Annotated in this window: 9 protein-coding genes; 7 read left to right on the top strand and 2 right to left on the bottom strand. The window is 64.3% G+C overall.

The genetic code is table 11. The annotated features are described in order from the left end of the window. Positions 1–37: 37 nt before the first annotated feature. Positions 38–412: a hypothetical protein gene (locus ESZ60_RS21340; protein WP_245155723.1), complete on the bottom strand. Its 375-nt coding sequence runs from the start codon at positions 410–412 to the stop codon at positions 38–40. Between the two features lie 397 nt (positions 413–809). Between ESZ60_RS21340 and ESZ60_RS15805 the strand changes: the two genes are divergently transcribed. From ESZ60_RS15805 to ESZ60_RS15790, 4 genes are all read left to right on the top strand, one after another. Further along, on the top strand, positions 810–3,299 hold the full coding sequence (locus ESZ60_RS15805; protein WP_167620182.1) for a glycosyltransferase: 2,490 nt from the start codon (positions 810–812) through the stop codon (positions 3,297–3,299). Further along, complete coding sequence (locus ESZ60_RS15800) at positions 3,296–4,699, top strand: sulfotransferase family protein (RefSeq protein WP_134681696.1); 1,404 nt, start codon at positions 3,296–3,298, stop codon at positions 4,697–4,699. Before ESZ60_RS15805 ends, ESZ60_RS15800 begins: the two co-directional genes overlap by 4 nt. Next, entirely contained in the window at positions 4,696–7,680 is a 2,985-nt protein-coding gene (locus tag ESZ60_RS15795) for a glycosyltransferase (protein WP_134681695.1), read from the top strand. Before ESZ60_RS15800 ends, ESZ60_RS15795 begins: the two co-directional genes overlap by 4 nt. Before the next feature lie 67 nt (positions 7,681–7,747). Further along, positions 7,748–9,235, top strand: a complete 1,488-nt coding sequence (locus tag ESZ60_RS15790) for an aldehyde dehydrogenase family protein (protein WP_134681694.1) — start codon at positions 7,748–7,750, stop codon at positions 9,233–9,235. A 12-nt stretch (positions 9,236–9,247) separates the two neighbouring features. Here the strand turns inward: ESZ60_RS15790 and ESZ60_RS15785 are convergent, their stop codons facing one another. Further along, on the bottom strand, positions 9,248–10,639 hold the full coding sequence (locus ESZ60_RS15785) for an amidase (RefSeq protein WP_134681693.1): 1,392 nt from the start codon (positions 10,637–10,639) through the stop codon (positions 9,248–9,250). A gap of 104 nt (positions 10,640–10,743) precedes the next feature. Here ESZ60_RS15785 and ESZ60_RS15780 point away from each other — a divergent pair, with 104 nt between their 5' ends. From ESZ60_RS15780 to ESZ60_RS15770, 3 genes are all read left to right on the top strand, one after another. Then, positions 10,744–11,682 carry a LysR family transcriptional regulator gene (locus ESZ60_RS15780; protein WP_134681692.1) on the top strand — a complete coding sequence of 313 codons (939 nt, stop codon included), beginning with the start codon at positions 10,744–10,746 and terminating at the stop codon, positions 11,680–11,682. Between the two features lie 73 nt (positions 11,683–11,755). Next, positions 11,756–13,063: an ABC transporter substrate-binding protein gene (locus tag ESZ60_RS15775; protein WP_134681691.1), complete on the top strand. Its 1,308-nt coding sequence runs from the start codon at positions 11,756–11,758 to the stop codon at positions 13,061–13,063. Between the two features lie 71 nt (positions 13,064–13,134). After that, positions 13,135–14,004 (top strand): carbohydrate ABC transporter permease, encoded by an 870-nt coding sequence (locus ESZ60_RS15770; protein WP_134681690.1) that lies wholly within the window; start codon positions 13,135–13,137, stop codon positions 14,002–14,004.

Here is a 14,004-nt window from a genome sequence, read left to right as displayed (position 1 = left end):
GGACCTTCTGGCCCGGCGCGACACGGGCGATATCGGCCTAGGAGATGGTGGCATGGACGCTCATCCGGTCGAGCTGGCCCAGCACGACGATCGTGGGCGAGAATTGCACCGCATTCACGGTCTGCCCGGCCTGATTGACGATCGCCAGCACCGTGCCATCCGAGGGCGCGGTGACGCGGGTGCGCGACCGGCAGCGAGGTGATCCGCCCCGAGACCTGCGCGCCACCGCCACGAGATGCTCGGGCTTGAGCTGGCCCTCGGCCATCACGGTCTCCTCAATATCGCCACGGGTCACCGCTGCGGCAAGATATTGCGGAGCGGCGGCTTGTCCCGCGAGCCCAAGGCACAGGACCGCGGCCCCCGCAAGCAGTAGCACGATCAGCAGTGTCAGAATGGCGGCGGTCTTGCGCATCGTTCCTGTTCCGTGAACCCGACGGGAGGCGAAACGGCTGGCGGACCCGGTCAGACCAGATCTAGGTCAGGAGCGCGCAGCGTCCAGAGCGCGACGGTGAGCAAGCGTTTACCGAGGCGGGAATTTTGTAAGGAAATGTTTCCGGCCGTCCCGATGCAATATTTCCTTACAATTGTCGCATCCCGCCCAATGGCCCTCAGACCGCTGCGACGAATTTTTCGGCGCGGTCATGCTGCATTAACCGCGAATTAAGGTCTCGACGCCTACCAAAGGCCATGCGCGCTCTGGATTTGGATGGAATGCAGAATGGGCCTTCGAATAAAATGCCGGCAATTTCATGCGGAATGATATTCGGCGCGCTTTCGCGGAGTATTGTCACCAGCATCCGGGTATCACAATGCCCGCAGAACCCATAAGGGACAGGAAGGGACGTGATCTTGGTCGGATCGAACGCTATTGGGTCAGCCCAGAGGGCATCTTGATCGCAGGTCGTGTGCGCGCCGAGCGGGTGATCCTGACCGACGGCGAACAAGAGGTTCTGGCCGAGAGATCCGCGGCGACGCAGGACGGAATGCTCGATTTCAGCCTGGGACTGGCAGCGCCTCAGGCCGAAGTCGCCCTTGCTGTCCACGCCGATGGGAAGTCGCATGGCCAAAGGCTGGCCACGCCCGGCCTGTTCGCCCGCGCCCGACACCGCGCCCGGCTCGTCGCAGGCTTTGCCCGGCTCATATATGCCGTTCTTCCCGAATTACTGCGCTGGATCCGCCATCGCGATCCCGAGGCGCGACGGCGTCTTGGCGCTCGAATCCGTTCGGCCACGGTCGAGCCCGGCACGCTCGATGTCGCGCGCTTGCGGGCCGCGCCGGTTGCGCAGGGTGCCGGGCCGGTTGCGCAAGATGCCACGCCGATCACCATCATCCTGCCCGTCTATAATGGTCACGACCTGCTCGTCGACGTTTTGCGCCGGGTCGAGGAGCATACCGACCTGCCCTGGCATCTCGTCATCATCGACGACGCATCAAGCGATCCGAGGATCGGCCCACTGCTCTTGTCCTGGCGGGCGCGGCTCGGGCCGGAGCGCGTCGAATTCTTGCAGAACTCGTCCAATCTTGGCTTCATCCGCTCGGTCAATCGCGGTCTGGAGCGGGCCCGCCGGCGGCAGGAACATGCGGTCTTGCTGAATTCCGATGCGCTTGTCCCCAAGGGCTGGGCCTCGCGGCTACTTGGGCCGATCATTGCGGATTCCACCGTCGCGTCGGTCACGCCGATGTCGAATGATGCCGAGATCTGCAATGTGCCCTTCATGGGCAGGCGTTTCCACCTGCGCCCAGGCGAGGCAGAGCGGCTGGACGCCGTCGCGCAAGGCCTGGGGAACGCCGAGGCCCCCGCCGAGGCAGGCGCCGAGGCGCCGACCGGGGTGGGGTTTTGCATGGCGATGAACCTGGACTTCCTGCGCCAACTTCCCGAACTCGATACGGCTTTCGGCGCGGGTTACGGCGAAGAGGTCGATTGGTGCCAGCGGGCGGCTGCAATCGGGGGACGGAACCTGATCACCCCGGCTCTCTTCGTCGAGCATATCGGCGGAAGCTCTTTCGGAAGCGAAACCAAGGCGCGCCTGATCCGGCAAAACGGCAAGATCATCTCGGGGCGCTATCCTGGCTACGACGCCGCCGTTCAGGGATTTCTGCGCAATGACCCCCTGCTGACCCAGCGCCTCGCCTTGTCCATCGCGCTGGCATCGGATCGGGCCCAGGCCTCGGGCCGGTCGCTTGCGCTGTTTCTGACGCATTCGCTGGGCGGCGGGGCGGCCATCTATCTGCAGCAGCGCCTTCGCCGTGAGCTTGACGCGACAGGCTTTGCGCTGGTGCTGCGCTGCGGACAGACACCGGCATGGCGGCTTGAGCTTCACGGGCATCAGGGTGTCGTCATGGCGCTGGCCGACGCCGAACCGGCCATAGCCGAGATCTTGCGCTTCGCGCGGTGCCTTCATGTCGTTTATTCCTGCGGCGTCGGGGCAAAGGATCCTCTGGCCATTCCGGATTTGCTGCTCGCGCTTGCCTCGGCCGAGGGGTCGAGCGTCGAGATGACCTTCAACGATTACCTGCCGCTCAGCCCCACATATACCCTGCTCGACAAGGACGGCGTGTTTCGCGGTGTCCCGATGCCCGGCACGGCCGATGCCGGACATGATCATGTCACCGAATCCGGACGTTCGGTCGGTCTGGCCGAATGGCGCGAGGCCTGGGGCCGGCTGATGGCGCGGGCCGATATCATCCGGGTCTTTTCGCAGAATTCAAAGCGGCTGGTGGGGCATGCCTGGCCGGAACATGCCGCCAGGATCAAGGTCACGCCGCATGATCTGCCCCATGCCGTGCCGCGACTGGCCGCACCGCCACACATCGGCCGCCTGCGCAGCATCGGCGTTCTGGGCAATATCAACGGGCCGAAAGGTGCGGGGATTCTGGTCGGCCTCTCTCGCGAGCTTGCACGACGCGGCGACGCGCGGATCGTGCTCCTTGGAAATCTGGAGCCGGGTTTCCGGCTGGCGCGGCCCTCGTTTGTGGCAGGCCCCTACCAGCTTCCCAAAATGGCCGCCTTGGCCGGAAAATACCGCATCGAGCGATGGCTCTTTCCCTCGATCCTGCCCGAGACATTCTCTTATGTGACGCATGAGATGCTGGCGACCGGCCTGCCGGTCTTTGGCTTTCCGCTGGGCGCACAGGGCGATGCTCTGGCCCGTGCCATCGCTGCCGGGGCCGGGGGTGGCCTTTTGCCCTTCGAAGAGGGTCGGCATGATTTCCGTCTGCTGGCGGAACGCATCCTGACAGATCGCACATCGGATTCGCCGCCGACATCTTGCCCGAGAGAAAGGGAATTGCAGTCTTGACCGCCTTGCAGGAACGTATCGGCCTTGTCGTGCTGGGGATGCACCGCTCGGGGACATCGGCCCTGTCGGGGGTATTGTCCCGCATGGGGGCCGTGGCTCCGCGCAGCCCGATCGCCGCCAGCGAAAGCAATCCCAAGGGGTTCTTCGAATCGCGCCTCATCTGTGCCCTGAACGATGACATCCTAGCCTCTTCGGGCAGCGATTGGAGCGATTGGCGTTCGATCGACATGTCATGGCTCGCCGGGAAAGAGGCCCAGGACCTGCAGGAACGCGCCTTGGAATGCATGCAGGACGAGTTCGGCACGGCCCCGCTTTTCGTGCTCAAGGATCCGCGGATCTGTCGGATCTTGCCGTTCTGGCGTGCGGTATTCCAGCGCTTGGAGATTCGGCCCGCCGTACTGCATATCCATCGCAACCCGGTCGATGTTGCCATGTCGCTTCAGCGCCGCAATGGCTTTCCACGCGTCTATGGGCAGCTTCTCTGGCTGCGCCATGTGCTTGACGCCGAACGCGAAAGCCGCGGAATGGTCCGGATGTTCCTGTCATATGAGCAGCTGGTCGAGGATCAGGCCCAGGTGGCGCTCAGAGCCGGGCGCAGCCTTGGCCTGGCGTGGCCCGCTGCCTGCGCCCCGCAAGACCCCGGTTTCGTGACGCCCGATCTTCAGCATTTCCGGACCGGGCATGACAAAATCCTGCTCGACACCCGGCTTTCCCCTTGGCTGCGTGACGCGCTGCGCATTCTGGATCTCTGGTCCGCCACAACCGAGCGGGCCGAGGATTTCGCGGAACTTGACGCCCTGGCGCGGCAATTCGACAGCGCGGCTGCGGCCTTTTCGGAAGCACTTCCCGCGGCATCCGAGGTCGTTTCGAAAGCGCGGGAAACCGAGCGTTTGCAAAGCCGGATCACCGATCTCGAAGCCAGGCTCGCGCAAGCGCATGACAGATCCTCTGCGCGCAAAACTGTTCTTCTTGCCGCCGAAGAGAAGCTGCGCGAGGCACGGGATCTGGCGGAGCAAAGAAGAGCCACGCTGATCACCGCCAAGGAAAAACTCTCGACGGTCCGGGATCTGGCGGAGCAGCGAAAAGCCGCGCTGACCAGCGCCGAGGAAAAATTACGCGCGACCAGAACGCTGCTCGCACGCCGCGAGCGCCGCCTCGATGCAGTAGAAGCAAGCCATGTCACGCTCCGGAACGAAACGAGCCGCGAGATCGCGACGCTCGCAACGCATCTTCTTGAGACGCGGGACGAGTTGGAAAGAACACGTGCACTTGCCGCAGAGCGACAGCATCGGATCGCCGCGCTGCTCGCCAGCACCTCATGGACCTTGACCCGTCCGTTGCGCGCCCTGTCCCGCGGGTTCAGGAATCTGTCCCCCAAGGTCAAAGGCACGATTGAATGAGCCCGATCACAACCGAGGAACGCAGGCAGATGCTCTGCGAGAGCGGCTATTTCGATGCCGATTGGTATCTGCGCAGATACCCCGATGTCGCGCATCTGGGGCTTGATCCGCTTGAGCATTTTCTTCGCTTTGGCGGTCTCCTGCGGCGTAGCCCCTCGGCGCAGTTCGACACCGGTTTCTATGTTGGGAAATATGGCGCGGTCATCGACCGTCGCATCAATCCGCTGCTTGATTTCCTGGTAAACGGGCAAAGTCACGGTCGCCTGGCCAGGCCACATCAGGGCAGGGCTGCGCTGATCCTCGTCCTGTCAGATGCGGCGGATCTGGCCGGCTTGCAAGACCGGCTGGCCGATCTCAAGCGCTTTGATCAGACTGTTGTTCTTGCGCCGGTTGGTGGGAGGGAAAGGGCCGAGGCATGGCTCGCGTCTCGGCTCGCCAAGGCAAGCCTGTTCGAGCAATCGGGCAATCTCGCGCTGGATCTCGTCGATATCGCGGCCAGCATCCGGTTTCGCGAATTCGATGCGATCTGTCTGGCGGAAACCGAAGGATCGGGACTGGATCACCTGCCGGACGGCCCGGACGGCATCGCCGACCTCATCGGGCGCTTCGCATCGGAGCCGCAGTTATCCATGCTGAGCAATGAAGCGCCGGAAGCACCGGGCGATCTTCCGCCCCGGCTTCGTGCCGCGCTGGGATTGCCGCCTGCCGGAACTGTCACCGCGGATCTGACATTCGCGCGACCCCGGTTCTGGGTGCGCGGCGTCCTGCTGGATGTCGTGATCGAGGCGATCGATCGCAGCCGGATCGCCGAAACCTCCGAGACCTCCATGACCGACCTGATTGCCGCGGGTTGCCTGGCGATGTCCGCTGCCAATGCGCCCCAGCCGCCGGGAGCAGCGCATCCCTCTGACACGACCGCTTCCGATGCCCAAGGACAGGACATGAATATTTCGACGGTAAAGAAGCTCTTTCCCAAGACCGCAGCCACGATGCGCGCGCTCAAGCCGCGGGGTGCGCTCGACGGCGCCTTCGGGCCGAATCTCAAGGGGTGGCTGGCGCAGATCGGCGACGAGGTGCCGCGCAAGGCGACCGTCAGAATCGGGTCGCACCGGCTTTCGGCCTTGGCGAATGCCTATCGCGATGATCTGAAAAACGCCGGGATCAACGAGGGACGCCATGCCTTCCAGATCCTCGTGCCGCCCGAGATCTGCGATGGAAAGCCCCGCGAGGTCGAACTGATCGACGAGGCAAGCGGCGCGACCGTGGCACGGCGGACCGTCACCTGGGCACGCCCAGAGCGCAGCTACCATGATTTCCAGGGTTTCCTGAAATCCTCGATGACCCAGCCGCAGATCGACGCGCCCTTCATCGAAGAAGACAAACGCTGCTTCGCCCAGATGGAAAAAATCGCCAATGAACTCTGCCGCCGCGCGAAGGCGCTGGAGGACCCGCCGCTGGTCAGCGTCATCATGCCCATGTTCAACCGTGAAACGGTGGTGGGCACCGCCATCGCCTCGGTCCTTGCACAGACCTATGGCAGGTTCGAACTGATCGTGATCGATGACGGCAGCAGCGACGGCAGCGTCGCGGCTGTCCGCGCCGTCGCGGATCCCCGGATCCGGCTGATCGAGCTGGACCGGAATTGCGGCGTCACGGTCGCGCGCAATGCCGGCCTGAGACAGGCGCAGGGAGAGGTGATCGCCTATCTCGACAGCGACAATGCCTGGGACCCGCGCTTTCTAGCGGCGCATGTCGCTGCATTGGACCGCCTGCCGCATGCGGACATGATCTATTCCGGCGCGCTGCTTTTCGCGGGCGACAGCACGGTTCCCCATGCCATCCGCTATGCGCATCTGAATGTCGCCCTGCTCGAGAACCGCAATTTCATCGACAATAATGTCATCGTGCATCGCCGTGCCTTCCTCGACCGGCTCGGGGGTTTCGACGAAAGCCTGCGCCGCTTCGTGGACTGGGATCTGGCCCTGCGCGCAACCGAATTGGGGACCGTCGTATCGGTCCCGGTGCTCTTGTGCAACTACCACTATCAGCGGGCCGAGAATGCGATCACCGACGACGTGACCCATCTGGGACATCGCGACATCCTACGCGACAAGCAGGCGGCACGGCGCGCCGCGCATCTCGCCATGCTCGGCCAGGCCGAGCTGACCCGTCCGGTCGCCGTCGTGATCCCGAACTGGGAATCGCTCGAGGACATTTCCGAATGCATCGAGGCGCTCGATGGCCGCGACTGGCAGGGCATGCTGCGCATCATCGTGGTGGACAACGCCTCCTGCGCCGAGGTGCGCGCCTATCTCAGGGCGCAGCACGCGGCCGGCCGCATCACCCACCACCAGTTCGAGCAGAATTTTGGCTTCACGCTGGCCGTCAACAAGGGCATCGAACTGGCCGGGCCGGGTGTCGATATCGTCCTGCTCAATAATGACGCGATCGCGCAGCCCGGCGCGATCCAGGAATTGCAGCGCGCCTGCCTGGCGCGCCCAGATCTGGGCATGGCGGTGCCGCGCCAGATCCTTCCCGCCGGGACCAAGACCCTGCGCACCCATGTTCCCTTTGCCGATGAGGGTTGCGATTGCGACGTCAATATCTCGGCCCATCACCGCAACATCGCGCATGTGCCGACCTTTCATGACGGGGGCGAGCTGGAACTGAGCTATGCGGCGTTTTTCGCGGTCTATATCCGCCATGAGCTGATCGCCGAGATCGGTCCGCTCGATGCCGAATATGGACGGCACTATCGTTCGGACCGCACCTATTGCGACACGATGCTGAGCCTGACCACATACCGGATGATCTACACCCCTCAATCGCATTTCATTCACAAGCTGCAGAAGGCCACTGATCGGATGCGCGATTCCGGCACCCGCGATGACGAGTTCGACCTGATGTTCCGCCGCAATCAGTGGGATGCCGGGATGGCCGCCGAGCTGGGCTACCGCACCGCGCCCTGGGACAGGGTCTGACCCGCGCCCCTTGTGATGCCCCGCGCGGGGCATCACACTTTGTGGAGAGAACCGGGGAGGAAGGCGGATGAAGGATTGGTCGGCCCGCGCGGCCGCGCTTTACGACAAAGGCTTCAGGCCGATGTTCGTCGACGGGAAATGGTGCGCCGCCGCGTCGGGCGAGGTGTTCGAGGCCAGAAACCCCGCCGATGGCAGCTTGCTCGCCACCGTTCCAAAGGGGGGCGCGGCGGATATCGACGCGGCCGTCACCGCGGCGCGGCGCGCCTTCGAGGGGCCTTGGGCAAGATGGACGCCCTTTGAACGTCAGGCGCTCCTGCTGCGCATCGCCGAGCGGTTCGAGGCGGAATGGCAGGATCTGTGCCTGTCGGACACGCTTGATATGGGAATGCCCATATCGCGCGTGCTGGCCAATAGCCGGCGCGTCCTGGGAATGCTGCGTTTCTATGCCGGGCAGGCCGTCGCCTTGCATGGCGCGACGATCCCCAATTCCTTTCCGGGCGAGATCCTGTCGCAGACCCTGCGCGAACCGGTCGGGGTGGTGGGCGCGATCATCCCCTGGAACGCGCCGATCGCGGGATCGGTCTGGAAGATCGCGCCCGCCCTCGCGACCGGCTGCACGATCGTGCTGAAACCCTCTGAGGAAGCCTCGCTGACGGTCCTGATGATCGCCCGCCTGATGGCCGAGGCGGGATTGCCCGAGGGCGTGCTGAACATCGTCACCGGCCTTGGCAGCGAGGCGGGGGCGGCGCTGGCCATGCATCCCGGCGTGGACAAGATCGTCTTTACCGGCTCGACCGCCACCGGCCAGTCGATCGCGCGGGCCGCGACCGGAACTCTCAAGCGGGTCTCTCTGGAGCTTGGCGGCAAGTCGCCGGTGATCGTCTGTCGCGACGCCGATATCGACAAGGCCGTGCCGGTGGCTGCCATGTCGGTCTTTGCCAATTCCGGGCAGATCTGCATCGCGGGTTCGCGCCTCTTTGTCGCGCGCGAGATCCATGACGAATTCGTCCGGCGGGTCGCGGAATATGCCCGCAACCTGCGCACGGGTCCGGGCATCGATCCGGAGACCGAGATCGGCCCGATCATCTCGGGGCGGCAGGCCGACCGGATCGGGCGCTTCGTGCAGGCCGGGCGTGACGAAGGCGCGGAGCTTGTGACCGGAGGCACGCGGCTGGAGGGTCCGGGCCATGCAGGCGGCCATTTCATCGCGCCGACCGTCTTTGCCGGGGTCCGCGACGACATGACGATCGCCCGCGAGGAGATCTTTGGCCCGGTGATCTCGGCCATGCCCTTCGACGATCTGGACGAGGTAGTCCGCCGCGCGAATGACACGCCCTATGGTCTGGCGGCCGGGGTCTTTACGACCCATCTCGGGACCGCCCACAAGCTTGCGCGCCGGCTAAGGGCAGGGAATGTCTGGATCAACATGTATCACGCCATCGACCCCGCCGTGCCCTTTGGCGGGGTCAAAATGTCGGGCTATGGGCGTGAAGGGGGCATCGAGCATCTCGACGAATATCTCGAGACCAAGGCCGTCTGGATCAACACGGATTGACGCCCGCCACCGCTAATGATCGTGGCGTGGCCAATTGGTGATCGGGCCGCGCCATTCCTCATAGGCGCGCGCCAGCCGCATCACGCCCAGATCGTCGAAGCGGTGGCCCACGATCTGCAGGCCGATCGGAATGCCGGTCGAGGTCAAGCCGCAATGGATCGAGGCGGCGGGCTGCTCGCCCATGTTCCAGGCCACGGTAAAGGCGATATGCTCAAAGGGCCGCGCCGGATCATTGGTCGGCGAGGGCCAGACCGCCGGGTAGCTGCGGTGGGGGTTCACCGGCGAGAGGATGAAATCCAGCCCCTGCAGCGCCTCATTCGCGGCGCGGCGCATGGCGAAGGTCTGGTCGAACCCCTCGGCGATCTGGACAGCTGTGGCGCTGGCCCCGGCCTCGGCCCATTGTCGGATATAGGGCAGGATCTTGTCGCGCGCCGTTTCGGACAGTTTCTGCATCTGCCCCCAGAACCGGGCGCGCCAGGCGACATCCAGACCGTCCAGCATCTCGCGGGTCAGGACCGGAGGCACCCTGATGATGGTCGCGCCGTTTTCCTCGAAGCGGCGGGCGGCGGCCTCGATTGCGGCGGCGACCTCGGAATGAACGGGCAAGCCGCAACCCCCATCCATCATCAGCCCGATGCGCAGCCCGCGGACCTCGGCGGGACCGGCATCCCAGTCGATATGCTCGTATTTCACCGCCGTCGCGTCGCGCCAATCGGGGCGGGTCACGCATTGCATCAAGAGCGCCGCGTCATCGACCCTCGGCGTCATCGGCCCGACCACCCGGCCGGTATAATAGGGGTCGATCGGAATCCGCCCCAGCGTCGGCTTGAACCCGAAGAGCCCGGTCCATGCCGCGGGAAGCCGGATCGAGCCGCCGATATCCGTGCCCAGATGCAGCGGACCATAGCCCGCCGCCCCCGCCGCCGAGGAACCCGAGGACGAGCCGCCGGGATTTTGGCTCAGATCCCAGGGATTCCGGCTGAGATGATGGAACGAGGACAGGCCCGAGGTCAGCATCCCGTAATCCGGGCAGGTGGTCTTGGCGAAGATAATCGCGCCGTCCTCGCGCAGGCGCGCGGCGGCGGGGGCATCCTCGGGCGCGGGAAAATGCGGCGTGGCGGCCGTGCCCAGCGGCACGGGGTCGCCCTTTGTCGCGATCAGTTCCTTGACGGTGACCGGCATCCCGTCGAGCAGTCCCAGCGGCGCGGCGCGAAGGTAGCGGGCCTCGGAGGCGCGCGCCTCGTCCAGCGCCATTTCGGGGCGAAACAGCCAGAGCGCCTGCACGAAAGGTTCGGACGCTTCGACGCGCGCGACCAGCGCCTGCATATATTCCACGGGCGACAATTCGCGGCTGCGAAAGGCGTTCAAGACCTCGCGGGCGCTCAGTTCAAGGATCGCGTTCATCTTTGTCCCCGCCGTTTCGCACATGAAACGGCGCGGATCAGAGGAATGGAAGTCGCCAATATGTGTGCGGGGCGCTACGGTTTTCGTATCACTCGGAGGGGGCAATGGATCTCAATAGTATCGCGACCTTCAATGAATTGGTGCGCTCGGGGTCGATCCGGCAAGCCGCCGAGGGGCTGAACACCTCGCCCACCGCCGTGGCGCGCCAGCTCGACAAGTTGGAACATGCCTTTGGCATCGCGCTGGTCGAACGTGGCCCGCGCGGCATCCGCCTGACGCAAGCGGGCGAAATTCTGGCCGAGCGCGCCCGTCTGATCACCCAGGAGATGACGGCCGCAGGACGGCTGATCGACGATTTGCGCGGCCTTGGGCGCGGCTCGGTATCGCTGCATCTGCCCGGAGTCGCCGCCAGTTCCCTGCTGGCCCCCGCGCTGGCCGAGTTTTCCCGGCTCAACCCCCATATCGAGATCGAGGCGAATGTGACCTCTGCGCCCGCCGCATTCGAGGCGGCGGCATCGGGACATTCTGAAATTGCGGTCACCATGTTCGCGCCGCCCGACCCGCGATTGGAGGTCCTGCTGCGTTTGCCGATCCGCTACGATCCGGTGATGTCGCCCATGCATCCCCTGGCCGCCTGCCGCGAAATCGCGCTGGCGGATTTGCTGTGCCATCCCCTGACATTGCCGGATCGCAGCTATGGCCTGCGCCGTGCCTTCGACGTCAGAATGCGGGCAGCCGGCATAGCGCCGCGCGCGGTAGCGTTTACCACCGCCTCTCTGGAACTGCAGAAGGAACTCGCCCTGCGCGGAGCGGCGGTGATGATTCTGCCCCGCTCGACCGTTCTGCGCGAGATCGAGGCGGCTACGCTGGTGCAACGTCCCTTCCGCACGCAGGACCGGATCGAGACGGATCTGGAGCTTTGCCGGTCGCTGGTAACGCAGCAAAGCCTAACGGCAAGACAACTGTCTGATTTTCTTGTCGCGCGACTGGCCGCGCCGGCCGCAACCTCCCCGCCTTCTGGGTCTTGCGGAACTCTGACTTGACAGAATGGCCGCCTCGTGTGAGCATTTGCCCATAGCATTGGCAAATGCCGTTCCGAACTGGGAGGAGGTAGGAATGACCGATATGCTGCGCGGCCTCATTGGGGCCAGTGCCGTGATGGCGCTTGCGGTGCCCGCCATGGCCGAAACCCTGACCATAGCGACCGTGAATAACGGCGACATGATCCGGATGCAGAAGATGACCAAGCCCTTCACGGATGCGAATCCCGACATCCAGCTGGAATGGGTCACGCTTGAGGAAAACGTCCTGCGCCAGCGCGTCACAACCGATATCGCGACCAAGGGCGGGCAATATGACATCGTCACCGTCGGCAATTACGAGGTCCCGATCTGGGCCAAGCAGGGCTGGCTGATGCCCTTGGACGATATGGGCGCAGATTACGACGCCGCCGATATCCTGCCGCCCATCGCCGATGGGTTGTCACTGGACGGCAAGCTTTACGCCGCGCCCTTCTACGGCGAATCCGCGATGATCATGTATCGCAAGGATCTGTTCGAAAAAGCGGGCCTGACCATGCCCGAGCGCCCGACTTGGGACTTCGTCTTCGACGCCGCGCGCAAGGTCACCGACAAATCCGCCGAAATTTACGGCATCTGCCTGCGTGGCAAGGCGGGTTGGGGCGAGAACATGGCCTTCATCACCTCGATGGCCGCAAGTTACGGCGCGCCTTGGTTCGACATGCAGTGGAAGCCACAATTCGGTTCCGAGGCGTGGAAGAAGGCCCTGACCGATTACGTGACGATCATGACCGAGGCTGGCCCTCCGGGCGCGTCGTCCAATGGGTTCAACGAGAACCTTGCACTGTTCCAGACCGGAAAATGCGGCATGTGGATGGATGCGACGGTCGCCGCCAGCTTCGTCTCGAACCCCAAGGAATCGACCGTGGCCGATAAGGTCGGCTATGCGCTTGCGCCAGAAGGCCAAAAGCCCGCGATGTGGCTCTGGGCTTGGACGCTGGCCATCCCGGCCTCGACGGATGCGCCGGATGCGGCGAAGAAATTCGTCGGCTGGGCGACCTCGAAAGCCTATACCGAAGCCGTTGCCGCGGCGGAGGGTTGGGCCAATGTCCCTCCCGGCACACGGACCTCGCTTTACCAGAACCAGCAATATCTGGACGCGGCACCCTTCGCGAAGCTGACCTATGACAGCATCATGTCGGCGGATCTGAAGAACCCAACCACGGTCGAGGTTCCCTATATCGGCACGCAATGGGTCGGCATCCCCGAGTTTCAGGCCCTTGGCACGGCGGTTGGCCAGCAATTCTCGGCAGCTTTGGCGGGTCAGGCGACCGTCGATCAGGCGCTGAAAATGGCCCAGCAGATCGCCGAGCGTGAAATGGCGAAGGCTGGCTACCCGAAATAGCCTCCCCGGCTAGGCGGGGGGCGACATCGCCCCCCGCATCCCCATTCCCCCGCGACAGGGAGGGCGCGGTCATGGCGACGAAACACCAGAAAACCCTTGCGCGTTTCATGGTCGCGCCCTCGGTCCTGCTGCTGCTTGGCTGGATGATCGTGCCCTTGGCGATAACGCTTTGGTTCAGCTTTCAAAGCTACAACCTGCTCTCGCCCGGCATGGAGCGGTTCATCGGCCTGACCAATTACAAATACTTCCTCTCTGACCCCGCCTTCTGGCAGGCCATGGCGAATACGTTGATGATCGTGGGCGGGGTGCTCGCGATCACCGTCATCGGCGGCGTGGTGCTGGCTTTGCTGCTGGACCAGCCGATCCGCGGCCAGGGCATCGTCCGCATCCTGATGATCGCGCCCTTCTTCATCATGCCCACGGTCTCGGCGCTGGTCTGGAAGAACATGTTCATGAACCCGGTGAACGGGCTATTCGCATGGCTCGCCAAGGCGGTTGGCGCGCAGCCGATCGACTTCCTCGCGCAATATCCGCTGATGTCGATCATCCTGATCGTCGCCTGGCAATGGCTGCCCTTCGCCACGCTGATCCTGCTGACCGCGCTGCAATCCCTGGACAGCGAGCAGATGGAGGCCGCCGAGATGGACGGCGCGGGGGCATGGGCCAAGTTCACCCACCTGGTCCTGCCGCACCTGTCGCGGGCGATCACGGTGGTGATCCTGATCGAGACGATCTTCCTGCTCTCGGTCTTTGCCGAGATCCTTGTGACCACGAATGGCGGGCCGGGCTATGCCTCGACCAACCTGACCTACCTCGTCTATTCGCAGGCGCTTCTGCAATACGACGTGGGGGGCGCATCCGCCGGCGGCATCGTCGCCGTCATCCTTGCCAATATCGTTGCGATCTTCCTGATGCGGATGATCGGCAAGACGCTGGAGTAA

This window comes from Paracoccus ravus, assembly GCF_004522175.1.
Lineage (GTDB): Bacteria > Pseudomonadota > Alphaproteobacteria > Rhodobacterales > Rhodobacteraceae > Paracoccus > Paracoccus ravus.
The sequence above is the reverse complement of the archived record's forward strand: the minus strand, read 5'-3'. Positions and strand labels throughout refer to the sequence as shown.

Coding starts and splice junctions, on each gene's coding strand:
- ESZ60_RS21340 (WP_245155723.1), bottom strand. CDS start 412: ATGCGCAAGACCGCCGCCATTCTGACACTGCTGATCGTGCTACTGCTT.
- ESZ60_RS15805 (WP_167620182.1), top strand. CDS start 810: ATGCCCGCAGAACCCATAAGGGACAGGAAGGGACGTGATCTTGGTCGG.
- ESZ60_RS15795 (WP_134681695.1), top strand. CDS start 4,696: ATGAGCCCGATCACAACCGAGGAACGCAGGCAGATGCTCTGCGAGAGC.
- ESZ60_RS15790 (WP_134681694.1), top strand. CDS start 7,748: ATGAAGGATTGGTCGGCCCGCGCGGCCGCGCTTTACGACAAAGGCTTC.
- ESZ60_RS15785 (WP_134681693.1), bottom strand. CDS start 10,639: ATGAACGCGATCCTTGAACTGAGCGCCCGCGAGGTCTTGAACGCCTTT.
- ESZ60_RS15780 (WP_134681692.1), top strand. CDS start 10,744: ATGGATCTCAATAGTATCGCGACCTTCAATGAATTGGTGCGCTCGGGG.
- ESZ60_RS15775 (WP_134681691.1), top strand. CDS start 11,756: ATGACCGATATGCTGCGCGGCCTCATTGGGGCCAGTGCCGTGATGGCG.
- ESZ60_RS15770 (WP_134681690.1), top strand. CDS start 13,135: ATGGCGACGAAACACCAGAAAACCCTTGCGCGTTTCATGGTCGCGCCC.